A 15,577-nucleotide genomic window follows, 5' to 3' on the forward strand; every position below is an offset into this window, starting at 1 on the left:
TTCCTTTCGTCTAAATGCGTAGCTCACCGCTCGAAACTGATCTCCCGTCAGGCACTCAGCGCATCTTCTTCCGGGATGTTTCGATCAGAAAAAATAGCGTCGATTTCACCGTCGTCGCTCAGCGTCAGGGTGAGAATGTCGGGAAGGTTGTCTTCTGCCATATAACCCAGTAGTTGACGGGACAGGCCTGGCAGCAGCTGCTGTTCGATCATGGCTTCCACCTGACGGGCTCCGTTTTCGGCTACCTGACATTGTCGGGTCAGCAAATCGACCACTTGGCGGTCTACCCGGAACGTCATGTCGTGGGCTTGCTGCAGACGTTCCGCCACGGCTTCCAGACGCATGGCCACAACGGTGGCGAGGGCTTCTTCATCGAGGGGGCGGAACGGGATGACCTGCATGCGTGCCAGCAATGCCGCCGCAAAATGCTGCCGGAGTGCGGGGGTAATCGCGTCGATCAGCTGGCTGTCCGTTGGTGCAATCCAGTCGCCCTGTTCATTGCTGGTAGTGTCATCACCGCCCTGTTGCTCTGTCTCAAGGGACTCATTCGCCTCCAGCGGTGCGGCTTCCTGCATCAGGATGTCGCTGCCCAGGTTCGAGGTCATCAGGATGACGGTATTGCGAAAATCGATTTCACGCCCTTCCCCGTCACGCAAGATGCCGCGATCAAATACCTGATAGAACAGGTTCATCACATCGGGGTGGGCTTTCTCCACCTCATCGAGCAACACCACTGAATAGGGTCGTTGGCGAACGGCTTCACTGAGCACACCGCCTTCACCGTAGCCCACATAGCCAGGCGGGCTGCCTTTCAGTTGGGAGACGGTATGCGACTCCTGGTATTCACTCATATTGATGGTGACCAGACTGCGCTCCCCGCCAAACAGGTTTTCGGCAAGCGCTCGCGCGGTTTCTGTCTTGCCAACGCCACTGGGCCCGGCCAGCAGAAAGACGCCCAACGGTGCGTCACTCTTGCGCAGCCCAGAGCGAGCGGTGCGCAGACTCTGGGCCAGGCGGCCAAGCGCGCTTTCCTGCCCGGTCACGCGCTGGGCGAGATGGGATTCCAGGTTTTGCAACACGGTGAGTTCGTCACATTGCATGCGGCCCAGCGGGATGCCGGTCCAGTCGGCAATCACTTCCGCCACGGTGGTCGCAGTCACTTCCGGGTACACCAGCGGAGTTTCGCCCTGAAGGGCGTAGAGAGCGTCCCGGCTGGCTGGCGAACCATCCAGTTTGGAAACCAGCTCTTTCTCCTTCTGCCAGGCTTGCTGAAGCGCTGCGTTGCGCTGTTCGGTGTCGGCTTGACTCTCTCGAAACTGCTGCTGCAACACCGCACTGGCAGCCAGCCCCTTGGCTTGATCCTGCTCCAGCGCTTCCAGACGCTGGGACAGATAGCGCACTTTTTCCTTTCCTTGATCCAGTTGCGCGGGCGGACAGGACTGGCTGAGGCGCACCCGCGCCGCAGCGGTATCGAGTACATCGATGGCCTTGTCCGGCAACTGGCGCGCAGGAATATAGCGTTGCGACAATGTCACGGCTGCCTGCAATGCTTCATCGCTGAGATGCACGCCATGGTGTTCAGCGAACTTGTGTTTCAGGCCACTCAACATCAGTAGCGCCTGTTCCACATCCGGCTCGTCCACCGGGACGCGTTGGAAGCGGCGATCCAGTGCCGCATCCCGTTCAAAGTAGCGTTTATATTCTGCCCAGGTGGTGGCGGCGATGGTGCGCAAGCCGCCTCGGGCAAGGGCTGGCTTGAGCAGGTTGGCAGCATCATTCTGTCCGGCCTCTCCACCGGCCCCAATCAGGGTATGTGCTTCATCGATGAACAGAATGATGGGCACTGGGGAAGACTGGATTTCACTGATCACTTGCTTGAGCCGTCGTTCGAACTCGCCTTTGACGCTGGCACCCGCCTGCAGCTGACCAAGATCCAGCCCCAGCAGACGCACTTGCTGCAGGGCTGGCGGCACCATGCCCTGCACTATCATCTGAGCCAGGCCTTCCACTACCGCCGTTTTACCCACACCCGGTTCACCCACCAGGATAGGGTTGTTCTTGCGGCGCCGGCAGAGAATATCTATGGCCATGCGGATTTCATTGCCTCTGCCGCTGATCGGATCCATCTCGCCTTGCCGTGCCAACTCGGTGAAGTCCTGACAGTACAAATCCAGCGCTTCTTGTTTGACTGGCGCAGCCTGGCTTGATGCAACCGGTGAAGCATCTTTCTCAACTTGTGCTTCAGGGTCTGATCCATGATGTTCCACTGAACGCATCAGCCAGTGGCTGGCATTGTCGCGAAGACTCGTTAACCCAATCGATTGCAGTGGTTCCAGCGAGACTTCACCAAAACGTGGCAGCAATTCCAGCAAGGCATCCAGCAAATGCACACTGCGAATATGCGTGCTTTGGTAATGCAGAGTACTACTCACCCATGCCTGCTCAAGCCACTGCACTAACCGAGTGGAGAATACCGGCCGGTCCGGGTTGGCGGTGCGCAAGCGTTGCAGACTCTGCATGAGCCCGTCGAACAGGCAGTCTTCGCTAATCCCGGTCTGTTCCAAAACCGCTTGCAGATCGTTTTGCACATCGCTGCCCAGCAACTTGATTAGCACATGCTCGAGACGAACCTCGTAATCGCCGCGTGCGGCGGCCAATACCGCTGCCTGCTCCAGTGCGGAGGCACAGGTGTCATTCAGTTTTTCCACCAGTGTTCGCAGTCCCTGCATCACATCACTCCCTGAATCTGATTGGCTTGCATGGCCTTCCCCGCCACACGAATAATGGTTTCTTTCTGTAGCTGTTCACCCAGCCAGGCAGAACGCCCCAAGCATTGTTCTTCGATACCAAGTCGGACCGGCTGCCGATCCAGCGGAGCCACCCGAATCGCCAGGGATGCCTGGGCTTGCCCACCCAGGTAATCGCCTAAAATGTGCTGGACCTGGTTACCCTCTGGGTGCCCTGGAAGCAGTGTTTGCGCTTGCTCTGGTGAGACAGGCCCGAGCTGTACCTGCACCGGCCCATTAGCGATAAATACTCGTCCGCCCAGTACGGCATCATCGCCCAGGCCATTGCCACCACAGCCCAGCTGAATGCCTTGACCCAGCGGCTCCCAGGCAGGCAGCTTGTCCGCAACATTCACGTCGATACCACCCATGGCATCGCGCAGACAGGCCTGCAAGGTGCTGACACTTCTTACCCGTTGCACGGGAAAATAACGACGCGAGCGAGTGCTGACGCCCTCCGCGTTTTCGTTCTTTTCTTCCTGATCAGCTCCTGGCAAGATGCCGGCAATCGCCTGGGCACAGCCAAGAAAACCGGCGGGTAATCTGCCCGCCGCCGGCCTTTCAACCTGCATGGCGCGGTACAACAACGCATAAAAACGGGGATTAAAAATATTCAGGAAGTCCCGCAATCGGGCGGCATCATCATCATCAGCCGTGGCCTGATCCAGCAGGTAATGAGGGACCGGGGCATCCACGCCATAGAGCCCCATGAAACTGAGTAGCATTGTGATCACGCCACCCTGCTCCTGGCAGGCGCGAATATCCGAAGCTGGAAAAACCAGATCTTCATCGGGAACCAGCTTCACCCGTTTTTCGAGACCATAGCCAAACCCCTGCCCCGCCTGATCCAGCGCTTCAAGCAGCTCCATGGCCTGACAAAAATCAAACTGTTGTGGGGCGGACAGCAGCGCCTGCGCTAGAGCGGCGTCTGGCAGCCCATTTGCGGCTCCCATAACAACTCCTTGTGAGTGGGCTGGGCGACAATCTTCAATTCAACACATTCGTTAATAGCCGCCATATTGGCCAATACGGTGTGCAGCACAGAGCCGAAGAGATAGATGTCATGCAGCGAGAGGAAGTCCCCTTCGTTGACCTCCACCTCCACTGCCACACCGCGATACAGCATGCCTTTGTGCATCCGCGTTACCGGTTCGACTGATACCGACTGCAGGGCTTCGCGGCGGCGCTGGTTTTCCTTACGCTCACTCCAGTCCAGCAAACCCATCAACGCACGCAGCGAATCAGTATTGGCCAAACCGCTGACCGGCATTTGCAACAAGGACTGCAGTTGCCAGCGGTAGCTGTTGCTATCCGGGCAGGGGAGATAAGCGGATGGGCGCTGCAGGTTATGAATCTGCATGGATGAAGGAATACCCGACACCGCACGGTGAATCTGTTTTTCGGACAGATAACGGCGCGGCAAGAAACCATTGCTGACGCTAACCTGTGCACTCAGGGTCTGGGCATGAATTAACCCCGATCCAGACAAACTGATAAACGCCTGGGGAGTTTCCAGTCCCATGTTCTGCCGGCTAATGCGGTAGCAGGCGTGACCACCAGAAAGATCTCTGGCTTGATAAAACGGCAGGTACTCGGTAATCGCAGCACCTTTACGGTCCCTGCCCTGCAAAGACAGGATCTCATTAAGCACGACACTGTCCGGGCGACGTTGATCTGGCAGGAATCGGTAGGCCGCACGTTTTTGATCCACATCCAGCGGTTCCGCATCCTGCTCATACAGATTGACAGCAGGCACCGCATTAAGCTGAACGTGTTCCGGGCGCAATGGATATTCCGCAGGAAGCTGCACCGGCAGTGTAAAGGTGATTTTCAGACTGCGGGATTTATCCGGAAGATTCATTGAATCCAGCCCGGACAAACGCAGAAAAAAGAAGCGTTCACGCCAGGCAAAATAATCCTGCAACAAGGCGAAAGCGGGGTTGGCACGATGGCGACTATCCGCATCCAGCGATTGCAGATAGGGCAAGCTCAGGTTTGCCGCTGGCAGACTGCCCACGGGCTCGTCATCCACCAGAATATCCATGGCGTGCTGTTGGCAAGTCATCCCGTGTACCAAAGCCATGGCCAGCGCCGGGTCGCAATGGAGGAACAGGTTCAGTTCTGACAACGCCAGATCTGACAGGCTTCCCGCCCCCGACGGTTTTAGTGACAGGGTAACTCGGGTCGCGCCGTCCCCTCTCTCCTCACAGTCAATCGCATCAACAATGAGCGGAGCCAACGTCACGGGAGCCAGTGTGGTGAAGACACATTCGGTATTATCGTCCCCCACCGGGGCGGATCGGATCTGGCTACCGGCCTCCAGCACTTTACTATTCTGTGCACCCGCCGAGAATTCACACACCATGACCGCTCGACTGGGGTAGCCCCTTAATTGACCCGGTGCGAGCTGCTCCAACAACTGTTCGCTGATGCGGCTTTCGCTGTCATCAATGCGGCTGCGAATCTGCGCAGCAATAAACGCCATGCCTTCCAGCAGACGCTCCACATAGGGGTCTCGATCCTGCACCTCAGCCAGATTGAGCATGCGCGCCTGCTCGGGATGGGCTCGCGCAAAATCCACTGCGGCCTCATGCAAAAGCCGCATTTCCGATTCAAAATACTCCCGCATGGGCACCTGCTCCCGAGCGGATTTCTGCACCGCCATCACTCATGAAACTGGTCCGGAATCTGGCCATTCCGCCTTCCTGCAATACACCGGTGATATCCAGTTGCACCACGCTATCGGTTTTTTCTTCATAGCGGGCACTCACCTGCACATGCTGCAGACGTGGCTCGAAACGCAGGATGGTATTGCGGACAATGCGCGTCATGGCGTCCAGGGAGTACGGCAATCCATCGTAAAGGGACGGCAAATCAGGCAGTCCATGTTCCGGGATATGGGCCAGGACGTCGTAACGGGCATTGAGTAGCCGCTGCAAATGATCCTGGATACTGCGAATCCGGGCACTGCGGCCCTCCAGTTCAGAAACCGGGGTTCCATCGCTGTATCGGCCTTGCAGGGTTTCAAACAGGGCGGCGGTCATGACGGGTTCCAGCATTGAATAAAAGAATGGGCGGAACACGTCCGCCCGAGCAGCTTATCGGCCTTCCGTCCAGGAGTCGGAAAACTCGATATTGCCGTCCACAAAGGTCCAGGTGATGCTGGCATAGCGGGCAGAGACTTCTTCAAGGTGCGGGTAGCTTTCCTTGTCGATGTCTTTCACGTTATGCATCACCGGTTTCACGGAAGTGATCTTCACGTCCTTGAGGGTGTGACGGAAATATTCCTTTTCCGTACCGGTATCGTCGATGCGGTACCAGCGCAGCACCAGTTCCTTGAGGGTCTGGCCGTTACTGCAGGCCTTGTACAGATACGGTGAGGCGCTGTCGAAACCCTTGGTGAAAACAAAGGGTTCGTGCTTGCGGGTGCCGGTAAGCGCACCGGTATCACCGTCAGTGGGGATACGCAGTTCATGATCGAAATGCAGCACTTCAATGCTGCCTTCACGATCGGCAATGCTTACTGAGCCCCCGATTTCGCTCCCCTGATCATCCTTGATCCACATATAGGCAGGAATCGCCATAAAATTAACCTCCTGGTCAGTTTGATTTTCAGAAACCCAAACCCGAATCCGTTCAGGTTTCCGTGTGCCTGCCTGGCCTTTATAAAGGCCAGGCAGGCCACACACCCCTCCCCTTCCCGGCCATACCAACCTGATGGCTTGGGGTGCGCGTGCTGTGAGAAAGACAGATAAAATCAGCCTTCCTTGCCTGCGGGCAGCTGCGATACCAGTGACAGTCGTACATCCACACCTTCGATCTGGAAATGCGGCATCACCGCCATGTCCACCCGGTAGTAACCCGGGTTTTCAGGGATGTCATGCACGCGCACAAAGCCATCCTGCAACGGGAAGTTGGCCACCAGTTCCGGGTCGGGGTTGTTCATCTTGGTGACCAGCCCCTGCAACCAGTCGTTGAGTTCGTTTTCCAGTTCCTGGCGGGATTTGCTGGCACCGATATTTTCGCGCTGCAACACCTTGAGATAATGTGCCAGACGTGACACCAGAAAAATGTAAGGCAAACGCGAATTAATGCGTGAGTTAGCGGTGGCTTCTTTTGTCGTATATTCCGCAGGCTTCTGTGCGGAATTGGCGGAAAAGAAGCAGGCGTAATCACTGTTTTTGTAGAAACTCAGCGGAATAAAGCCTTCTTCGGCAAAATCCAGCTCCTTGGTTTCAGAAATCAGGATTTCGGTGGGAATCTTCGCCTGGGTACCGCGCCCCACGTCGTAGTGATGCAGCGGCAGGTTTTCCAGCTTGCCACCCGCTTCCGGGCCGCGAATATTCACGGTCCAGCCATATTGCTTGAAGCTGCGTGCCATGTTGGAAGCAAATGCAAAGGTGGCATTACCCCACAGGTATTTTTCATGATCCTGGCCGGCCACATCTTCCTGGTAGTTAAACAGGCGTACCGGATTGCTTTCTCCATAAGGGAGACGCAGCAGGAAACGCGGCATCACCAGCCCCACATAGCGGGAATCTTCACTGTCGCGGAAACTGCGCCAGCGGGTGTACTCTGCTTTCTCCAGGTAGCTACCGATGTCCTGAATCTTGGGGACTTCCTCAATAGCATCCTTGCCAAAGAATTTGCTGCCGACACTGCCCAGGAAAGGACAGTGTGAAGCGGCAGCCACCCGGGAGATTTCTGTCAGCAAGGAAATATCTGCCGCTGAACAGTCAAACTCGAAATTGGAAATTACCGCCGACATGGGCTCGCCGCCGGGAGTGTCGTATTCCTGGGTATAGAGATGGTTGAACAGGCCTGACTGGGTAACATCGGGTACGTCTTCAAAGTCCTCGGCCAGATCATCCTTGCTGGCATCCAGTAGTTCGACACGGATATTCGCTTTTGGATCGGCACGATCTACCAGGAATTTCAGGGAACTCCAGGCGGATTCCACTTTCTGGAATTCCGGGTGATGCATAACTGCATCAAGCTGCTCGCTAATCGCGCTATCAATTCTCGCGATGTATTCGTCCAGCAGGGTCTTGTCGATACGCTCGAAGCGATCACTGCGACTGGCCAGATCGAGAAAGACCTGCAGCGCGGCGGTCAGACGTTGCTCCAGCGGTACTTCTGCCAGGTTCTCACTGTGATGAAAGGTATTAAGACGCAGGGGTTCCGCTACCGGATTGATATCCACCATGCTGCACAGACGCTCATAGATGCTGGCATCGTCACGGGTTTCCACCACCTTGGCGGACTGCTGCTGTGTCTGGCTGTTCATTGCTTCACTCCTTGAAGGGGGGATTTAGCGGGAGGTGTCTTCCCCTTCCAGGGGCACCAGGTCTTGCAGTTGGGTCATCAGGGCTTCCAGCTCCGGCTGGTTCTTGACGATGCGTTCCAGTTCACGGCGGAACTTGCTGTTATCCAGCAGGTTGGACTTGAGATCCTTGAGCAGGCTGCGCATGGCCAGCATGTCGTTGAGCTGGGGAATGTTCTGTGCCACAGACTCCGGTTTGAACGACTTGAAGCTCTCGAAGCTCAGATCCACCGCAATTTCAGAACCATCTTCCCGGAGCTTGTTTTCCACGGTGTAGCTCACGCGGGGAGCCATGTCCTTGAGTACATCGTTGATGTTGTTGCGATCGATGCGTACCCGCTCGCGCTCTGCCATACGGCCTTCGGATTGACCATTGCTGTAGTCGCCCATCACCAGCAACTTCAGCGGCAATTCCAGTTTTTTCTTCGCCCCACCGGTTTCCAGATCCAGGGTGATGTTGACCCGTGAGCGCGGGACTTCGTTTTGAAAGCTTTTTGACATGATTCCCTCGTCAATAATCCGTATCAGGTTTAGAGAATGGCAGCCGCTGCGCGGATATCCGTGCGGCTGATGTAGTGGCTGATCTGATCAATCCGGTGCTGGATATCCGCACCGTCTCCCCGTGCACGCAACGCCTGCTGCAGCAAACGCCAGACCCGTACTGCAAATCCCGGCTCCCAGGCCGCAATGCCGTGATCGTCCAGTCGTTCGGCCACGGCTTCCAGCAACGGCACAGCCAGCTCACTGCGCTGATTGGCCAGGCATAGCTCGGCTTTCAACAGATCCTGCTCGGTGCGCTCACGACGGCCACGGGTGGCCATCGCATCGATGACCTTGAGTCCATCTGCCAACCCGGACTGGTTGCAGACCACACCCGCTTCCAGTGCCACTTCAGCCCACCGTGAAGCTTCCTCGCCGTGGCTTTCCGTAGTGGAAGACAACAGGCCTTCCAGCCAGTTACGGGTATCGCCTTCCACGAAGGGAGAACCGTCCGCGAACTGCAAGGCCATCAGTCCTCGCAACCGCTCTACCAGGGCCACCGTTTCCCGTTGAATCAAGGCTGCCAGAGCTGCCTGCCCCAATGCTGTAGCAGCATCGGCAGCAGCTTTCTGTATCAGCAGGCAGTACTGCCCGCCGGGTTCCAGAAACGCCTTTTCCGCTGCCAGCAAGACTTCACCAGCATCTCCCTGACTGGCGGCATGCTGGATGGCATTCAGAGAAGCGGCACGAGGAGCCGGTACACGTGTCTGATTGCCCTCCGCCGGCGGGATCACCAGGCCACTCCAGCGCAGGGTGCGCGACAGCCTGACCATGGGTTCAAAACGTCTTTCCTGCCGATACCAGGCCAGCAGATCGCGCAGCGCTTTTTCTTCCTGTTGCTCGCTTTTGATAACCAGGTCAGCACCCGATATCGGAGCTGCCGGTGGTTGACTGGCCGGGGGCGTTGGCGTGGATGTAGGGGTGGAGGTAGAGACCTCAGTCTCCCTAGTCGCCGGTTGGGATTTAGACTCAGCTTGCGGCTGAGATGCCACTGCTTGAGAGGGCTGCGCATTCTGTTTCTGATTGTCCAGCCAACGTTCCACCGCTTTCAGGCGGATCGGCTCTGGCAGTTTTTCTGCCAGCAACGAGTGGAACTGATCCAGCTTTTCCGACAACGCCGCCAACTCCGACGCATCACTGGGTTGCCCGGACAGATAGGTTGCCAGCCGCTCCTGCTGTAGCCAGGTAATCGCACTGACACGGCCATTTTCCCGAGCTGGATGACAACTGACCGTGGCGCCGATCCAGGCATGCTGGATCAACCAGCACCAGGCATCGAGAGCGTCGGCCAGACCTCGAGCACCCTCAAGATAGGTGCAGGCCAAAGAGGTATAGGCCAGTACTCTCATGTCCAGAGCCTGCTCGGAGAGCAATTTTTCACCCTGTTCACGAATGCGCGGGAAATCATTCCCGGCCAGCTTTTCCACCTCGGCACGCAGTTGGGCAAAGCTGTCGCTATAGCGGGGGTCTTCACCGGCGGGTTTGTCTTGCCAGGTTTGCACAAGCTCAACAAGAGACAGCGTCGCAGTATCGGTCATGCCCAACCTCCACTGACAAAACGGCTGAGCAGATCCAGCAGAGTTCCCTGCTCCAGTGCAGCCAGATCACGGGCTCGCTGAGTCGGAGCCAACGGGTTATCCAGCAGCTCCTGGAGCGACTGCACATTACCGTCACGCAATTGCCGGTCAAACAGGTGCGGCAGATAACTGGCAGGTACCCGGCGGAAAAACACGGTCACCTCACCCGGATCCTGTGCATCTGCTCCTGGCGCTGTATCACCCCAATGCCAGATCACATTGGCCTGACTGGAACGCCCCAACAGGCTATCTAGCAAGCGTAACCAGAACACCAGCCCGGCCATGCCATGTTCGCCCGCCGGAATCGGTAGGCGAACTCCCCAATGCACCCGTGCAGGGCCACGGCGCATCACATTGCTGATTAACTCAATGGCGGCCTGATAAAAGGCGACAGGTTCACCGAATTGACTTGCCAGATCGTGCATTACCACAACGTTGGTACTGCGCAATAACCCCAGCTCCTGCTCCACAGCCTGGGCCCGCTGTGCCTGATCACACTCACTGGCAATGGTTTCCAGTTGCCCCAACAGGGTTTCCAATGGCTCTGTACCCCACTTCTGCTTCAGCACCTTGTGGGAATCGTCCAGAAAACGCGCATAAATGAGAGGCACGGCCGCCTGGGCCTGACGCAGGTAGGCCTGTCCAGCCACTGCGCTGATCAAGAACGGATACCAGCGGCCGCTGCGGTCTCCTCCCGGCCCGATCGTGGCCAGCACGCAACGACGATTGTCGGTGGCGGAAAATACCAGATGGTGAATCCCCGCCTGACTGAGGCGCTGCTCATCATCACTACCGTTATAGCGACGCGAGATCAGCGAGTAGCCTTCCTGAATCCATTCGTCCAGTTCACGAAACTCACGTTCTTTCACGTTCAGCTTGATGAAATCAGCACGGATTGGCAGCTTGCCAAAAGCGGCAATGGGGGTTTTCGCCGGCTTCTGAGGCGCCGGGCTGGCCACCTTGTTCGCTTTCAAAAATCCCAGCATCAGCCCGCCTCCAGCACACTGCCCGCCGATGGCATGAGCGGACGCAGCATCTTGTGGGGAAGCTGGAAACGGCTCAACACTCGGCGATTGAACACGTTGGCCTGACGGTCTGCGCGCAGCCGGTAGCGCACCAGCAGCGGCTCACTAACGCCACCATTCAACTCCCACTGCAGCACAAACTCCGAGCTGCTGGAACGGGAGATGGAAGCCTCATTTAACAGGCGGAACAATGCCCAGGGGCCACTTACCCTAATCTCATCGCGGATCTGGCCACGCCGGGACACCCCCGCCACCTTCGCGCTTGGCGTGTTGTCATCACCCGGCCAGGAGAACCGACGCCATTCCTGAGGACCGTTGCGGTAACGATAGGACTGACCGCTGGTTTCCAGCATGATTTCGCTGACACCTTTGGCGGGAACCGGATAGAGATAGAAGCTCATTTCGGGGCGACGACCACCGCGGCCGAAGAGACTCTCGGTAATCACATGGGCAGACGCCAAGCTACCCATGAATTCACGGGAGAGACCCAGCCCCTGATCCAGCCACTGCTTTTCTTCCCAGCCGCGACGGGAGCGGTCAATAAAGGGACTAAGGCTGTCATCCACAAACCGCCACAGGCGACCATTGCCAGGCTGGAAGAAGTCCGCCATGTCATCGAGGGTCGCGTCCTGTCCATCTTCATTGAAGGGGAAACGGTTCTTCAGGCGACTATCAAAGATTCCTGCTACTTCTTCCTGCCATTGCTCGGCAATGCCGTTGCGGGCTTCGAGCAGCACATTGCGCCAGCTTTCCCGGATCACACCTTCAAACAAGGGGCGCAGCGCATCACGGGTCGGCGCATCGGTGCTACCGAGCAGGCTGCTCATGGTCACCCAGCTCTTGTAGAGTTCCGTTTCCGAACCACCACGACCAAGGATGCTGCCTGCATAGGATTCCGCCTGTCGCCCGATGTCCACCGACAGGGCCAGCTTTTCCATGTCGCTTTTCAGGGTGGAGACAATCAGCAGGTATTGGTGAATCAATTCACTGACCGAGCGTTCTTCTGCCGCCGTGGTAAAGCGGCGTAATTCCGTGGTTCGCTCGTCCAGCCCCTTGATGGTCTGCCGGGGTGCTGCTGCCAGATTGGCGACGGCAGCATCATCCACCAAGGCAGGGGCAGCCTCATAAAGTTGCAGGTTCTTGCCTGTCACCTTCATCAATTGACCAATGGGGCCGCCACTACGAGACAGCTTGTCCAGCGTCTTTACCCCTTGCTCCAGGGACGCAAAGCGGCGCAGTCGGACACTGGCCAGAAAGGAACGCCAGTGCTGGGCATAATCCTCGAAGTAGAGATCACGAATTTCGCCACGCAACTGGTTGGCGAGCACATCATCGATCAGCTCCCCATCACCATTTTCCCCATCGCGAAGGTCGTATTGTCCCGTGAGCACCCAGTCCCCCTTGGTGGCGGCGAGAATACGCTCATCAATTTGGGGTTGTACGAAGCTTTCCCACCCTTCTCGGGTATAGATGCCCGGAATCGTCTGTTGTGCCCCCAGCATGCGAAGGGCTGACCGATCCAGCATCTGGTCGATTCCATAACCCGGTAGCTGGGTCGCACCCTTGGACACAATCAGGTGATACATCTGGCTGGCGTCTGGCGGGGTCCGCAGCTGTTCGCGGGCGCGATCCACCCGTTCCTGATGCATTTTCCAGGGGGATTCCTGCTGCGCCCGCCAAGCCAGATAAAATTCGACCAAACCATACAGACCATGCTCCTGGCTGTTGGTAGCGCCAGCAAACACCGGTTCTTGATTCAATCCCTTGCGATCCAGCCAGAGGTAATTGAGTACCGGTACGGCGACATCGGTATCCATCCTCTGCGGGGCACGGGCAATCATCAGGTAACTCTTGAGTGCCTGGTAGTACTCTTCACGCAGTGCTTCCTGGCCCTGACGATCAGAGGCTTCCCAGGTACGCGCATGATTTTCCAGTGACAACTCCAATGAACGGAAAGCCGTGTCCCGGAAGAAGGCATCCATGCCACTGACCAGCATCTTTTCCACATCATCGATCTGGGTATCGCCGGTATAAACCCCCAGACGGAACTGCCAGGGCTTGTCGTTTTCATAGGCAAGCAGCTGCTGGTAATGACGGTAGAGTTTTTCCAGAACCAGAAACTGTTCTTCATCGTCATAGCGATCATCCTGCATGGCCAGGCTGACTTTCTGGCTAAGCAGTACGCCTTCATTGAGCAGCACCTTGTTGGCACCGTAGGACGCCACCAGCAGCAGCATCGTGGCAGCAATGGAAGCAACCCCCATACCCATGGCCGCGGTTTTCAGGGAACGCTGCCAACGAATACGGTTGCGGTTGCCGTGGGCCAGCCCCTGCAGCGGGATCACTACATCTGTGAAAAAGCGATGAATGAAGAAAGGCTTCGGTGGCGTGGTGCGCGATGGCCCCTCCGCCTGACTGAAACCAAATGCCTGACGCAGATTACCTACCAATCGAGTCAGCGGCGTACCTTCCTGGGTACCACTGGTAAAATAGGCCCCGGCAAAACGGGGCATTTCCTGATACGGATTTTCCCGAAATAACAGGTGCACGAATTCGGACAGGGTATCGGCGGCGGCGCGGAACTGATCGGGGAAGGCGTAGAGGGCCGACTTGCGATCCAGGTTACGCTGCATGGACAGCTTGCGTAGCCGCAACTCGCACAGCTTTTCGTACAGTTGACGGGTGTGCGCTTCAAAACGTTCTGCCGCATCCTGGTCGCTATTGTCTTCGAGCAGATAACCGCCCCAGACCTGCTCCCGCTCACCGTCGCTGAGATCTTCGAAATAGGCTTCAAAGCCGGGGATCAAATCGCACTTGGTAAACGTGATGAACACCGGGAACGACAGGCCCAACCGCTCCATCAGTTCATTGAGTCGATCACGGATAATACGGATGTGCTTTTCCAGCCCTTCGCTGTCTGCTGTGAGCAGGTCCGCTACGCTGATGGCAACGATGACACCATTGATAGGCGTCTGCTTGCGCTGCTTGCGCAACAGATCAAGAAAAGCCATCCACTCCCCATGATCATCATCTTCCGTGGTATAGCGGCCTGCAGTGTCTAACAGCACCGCCTGGTCGGAGAACCACCAATCACAATTCCGGGTACCACCTACACCCTGAAAATGCAGATCATCTGCATCGGAGTAGGGGAAATGCAGGCCAGAGTTACGCAGCAAAGTACTTTTGCCCGCAGCGGAGGGACCAATCACCATGTACCAGGGCAGCGCATATAACGCGGCAGCCCCACGGTAGCCTGCGCCCAGTTGGGAGGCCTTGAGTGAAGAGATGGCCTCATCCATTTTTTCGCGCAGCGCCACCACATCACCGTTGCCCTGATCACTGGCAAGCGCCTGTTGCAATTGATTACCGCGCCGGCGGGCCAGCAGATAGCGCGCGCCGACCACCAGCAGAAACAGACCTACCACCACGGCCACGGCCAGATAACGCGCAGACCCTGTCAGCCCCAGACGAGGGCCGGCAAACCAGATCAGCGCCAGTACGGCGACGAGCCCAATCAGGGAGCTTCCCGCCCGGGACAATAAATAACGCTTAACGAGTGCCCCTACAGCATTGGCAGACATCAGAATTGCCCTCCCAGGGAATCAGAACTAACAGACGCAGCCGCACGCAAGGACTGACTTTCATCAGCAATGGACTGCGCGGCATTGCGGGCGCTGTGCATGCTGAAAGCCGTGTAGCCGGTATAACTGAAGAAGATAATGGCGAGGGTGACGGTTGCGATAACCCAGTACGGAAGCTCACGCCCCACCCTGCTGAGAACATGCTCTTTGGCAGCACCATTGGGTGCCAGGCGTGGATCCGGCACGCCATGAAACCCGTCAATCTGGCTACGCAGATCTACCTGCAGGGCCATCAATTTTTCCAGGCCGCGCAGCTTGTAAACCCCTTCGAAACCGAGCTGCAGGCAAACGTAGTAGAGCTCCAGCAAATCCCGGTTCTGTTCTCCACGTTGGCGCAATTCACCCAGCCGCACGAAGAACACCTCACCGCCCAGATGCTCACCAAACAGCTTTAGCTGCAATGGATCAGACATCCATTCCATCCGCTTTGGCCAGGAGGAAGCCATCACTGCCTCATCGATAAAAGCAGCCAGCGCAAACTTGGCATGCTGGACATCCGCGGCGGCTATCTGCTTTTCAAAGGCAAGCCGTTCGAAGGTGTCGAAACCTTCCATGATCTTTTCGTGGAGATCGTCCGGGGCATCACTTCCCCCGGCACGCAATGGCATGACCCTGTCGAAAAGGTGTGCGGTGATTTCCAGCAGGGGGTTGGTGTTGGGGTGGATATCCGTATCACTGCTCATGA

11 protein-coding genes are annotated in these 15,577 nt (G+C 57.1%); all 11 read right to left on the bottom strand.

Going from position 1 to position 15,577, the window contains the following annotated elements:
* Nucleotides 1–47: 47 nt before the first annotated feature.
* On the bottom strand, nucleotides 48–2,729 hold the full coding sequence (tssH, locus tag Y5S_RS01260) for a type VI secretion system ATPase TssH (RefSeq protein ID WP_035229597.1): 2,682 nt from the start codon (nucleotides 2,727–2,729) through the stop codon (nucleotides 48–50).
* On the bottom strand, nucleotides 2,729–3,739 hold the full coding sequence (gene tssG, locus Y5S_RS01265; protein WP_035229599.1) for a type VI secretion system baseplate subunit TssG: 1,011 nt from the start codon (nucleotides 3,737–3,739) through the stop codon (nucleotides 2,729–2,731). Before tssG ends, tssH begins: the two co-directional genes overlap by 1 nt.
* Nucleotides 3,703–5,415 (bottom strand): type VI secretion system baseplate subunit TssF, encoded by a 1,713-nt coding sequence (tssF, locus tag Y5S_RS01270; RefSeq protein WP_035229602.1) that lies wholly within the window; start codon nucleotides 5,413–5,415, stop codon nucleotides 3,703–3,705. Before tssF ends, tssG begins: the two co-directional genes overlap by 37 nt.
* Entirely contained in the window at nucleotides 5,399–5,830 is a 432-nt protein-coding gene (tssE, locus tag Y5S_RS19040; protein ID WP_052041299.1) for a type VI secretion system baseplate subunit TssE, read from the bottom strand. The genes tssF and tssE overlap by 17 nt, the downstream gene beginning before the upstream one ends.
* A gap of 54 nt (nucleotides 5,831–5,884) precedes the next feature.
* Nucleotides 5,885–6,370, bottom strand: a complete 486-nt coding sequence (locus tag Y5S_RS01280) for an Hcp family type VI secretion system effector (protein ID WP_035229604.1) — start codon at nucleotides 6,368–6,370, stop codon at nucleotides 5,885–5,887.
* Between the two features lie 173 nt (nucleotides 6,371–6,543).
* Entirely contained in the window at nucleotides 6,544–8,073 is a 1,530-nt protein-coding gene (gene tssC / locus Y5S_RS01285) for a type VI secretion system contractile sheath large subunit (protein ID WP_035229606.1), read from the bottom strand.
* A gap of 24 nt (nucleotides 8,074–8,097) precedes the next feature.
* On the bottom strand, nucleotides 8,098–8,610 hold the full coding sequence (gene tssB, locus Y5S_RS01290) for a type VI secretion system contractile sheath small subunit (RefSeq protein WP_035229608.1): 513 nt from the start codon (nucleotides 8,608–8,610) through the stop codon (nucleotides 8,098–8,100).
* 29 nt (nucleotides 8,611–8,639) lie between these two features.
* A complete protein-coding gene (locus Y5S_RS01295) occupies nucleotides 8,640–10,187 on the bottom strand; it encodes a TssA family type VI secretion system protein (protein WP_035229610.1) in 1,548 nt (515 codons plus the stop codon).
* Entirely contained in the window at nucleotides 10,184–11,212 is a 1,029-nt protein-coding gene (gene tagF, locus Y5S_RS01300) for a type VI secretion system-associated protein TagF (protein WP_035229614.1), read from the bottom strand. The genes Y5S_RS01295 and tagF overlap by 4 nt, the downstream gene beginning before the upstream one ends.
* The gene (gene tssM / locus Y5S_RS01305; protein WP_035229616.1) at nucleotides 11,212–14,832 is read right to left on the bottom strand and encodes a type VI secretion system membrane subunit TssM; all 3,621 of its coding nucleotides are present in this window, start codon (nucleotides 14,830–14,832) and stop codon (nucleotides 11,212–11,214) included. The genes tagF and tssM overlap by 1 nt, the downstream gene beginning before the upstream one ends.
* Complete coding sequence (gene icmH / locus Y5S_RS01310) at nucleotides 14,832–15,575, bottom strand: type IVB secretion system protein IcmH/DotU (RefSeq protein ID WP_052041301.1); 744 nt, start codon at nucleotides 15,573–15,575, stop codon at nucleotides 14,832–14,834. The genes tssM and icmH overlap by 1 nt, the downstream gene beginning before the upstream one ends.
* Nucleotides 15,576–15,577 lie beyond the last annotated feature (2 nt).

It is taken from the genome of Alcanivorax nanhaiticus, from assembly GCF_000756665.1.
Taxonomy (GTDB): Bacteria; Pseudomonadota; Gammaproteobacteria; order Pseudomonadales; family Alcanivoracaceae; genus Alcanivorax; species Alcanivorax nanhaiticus.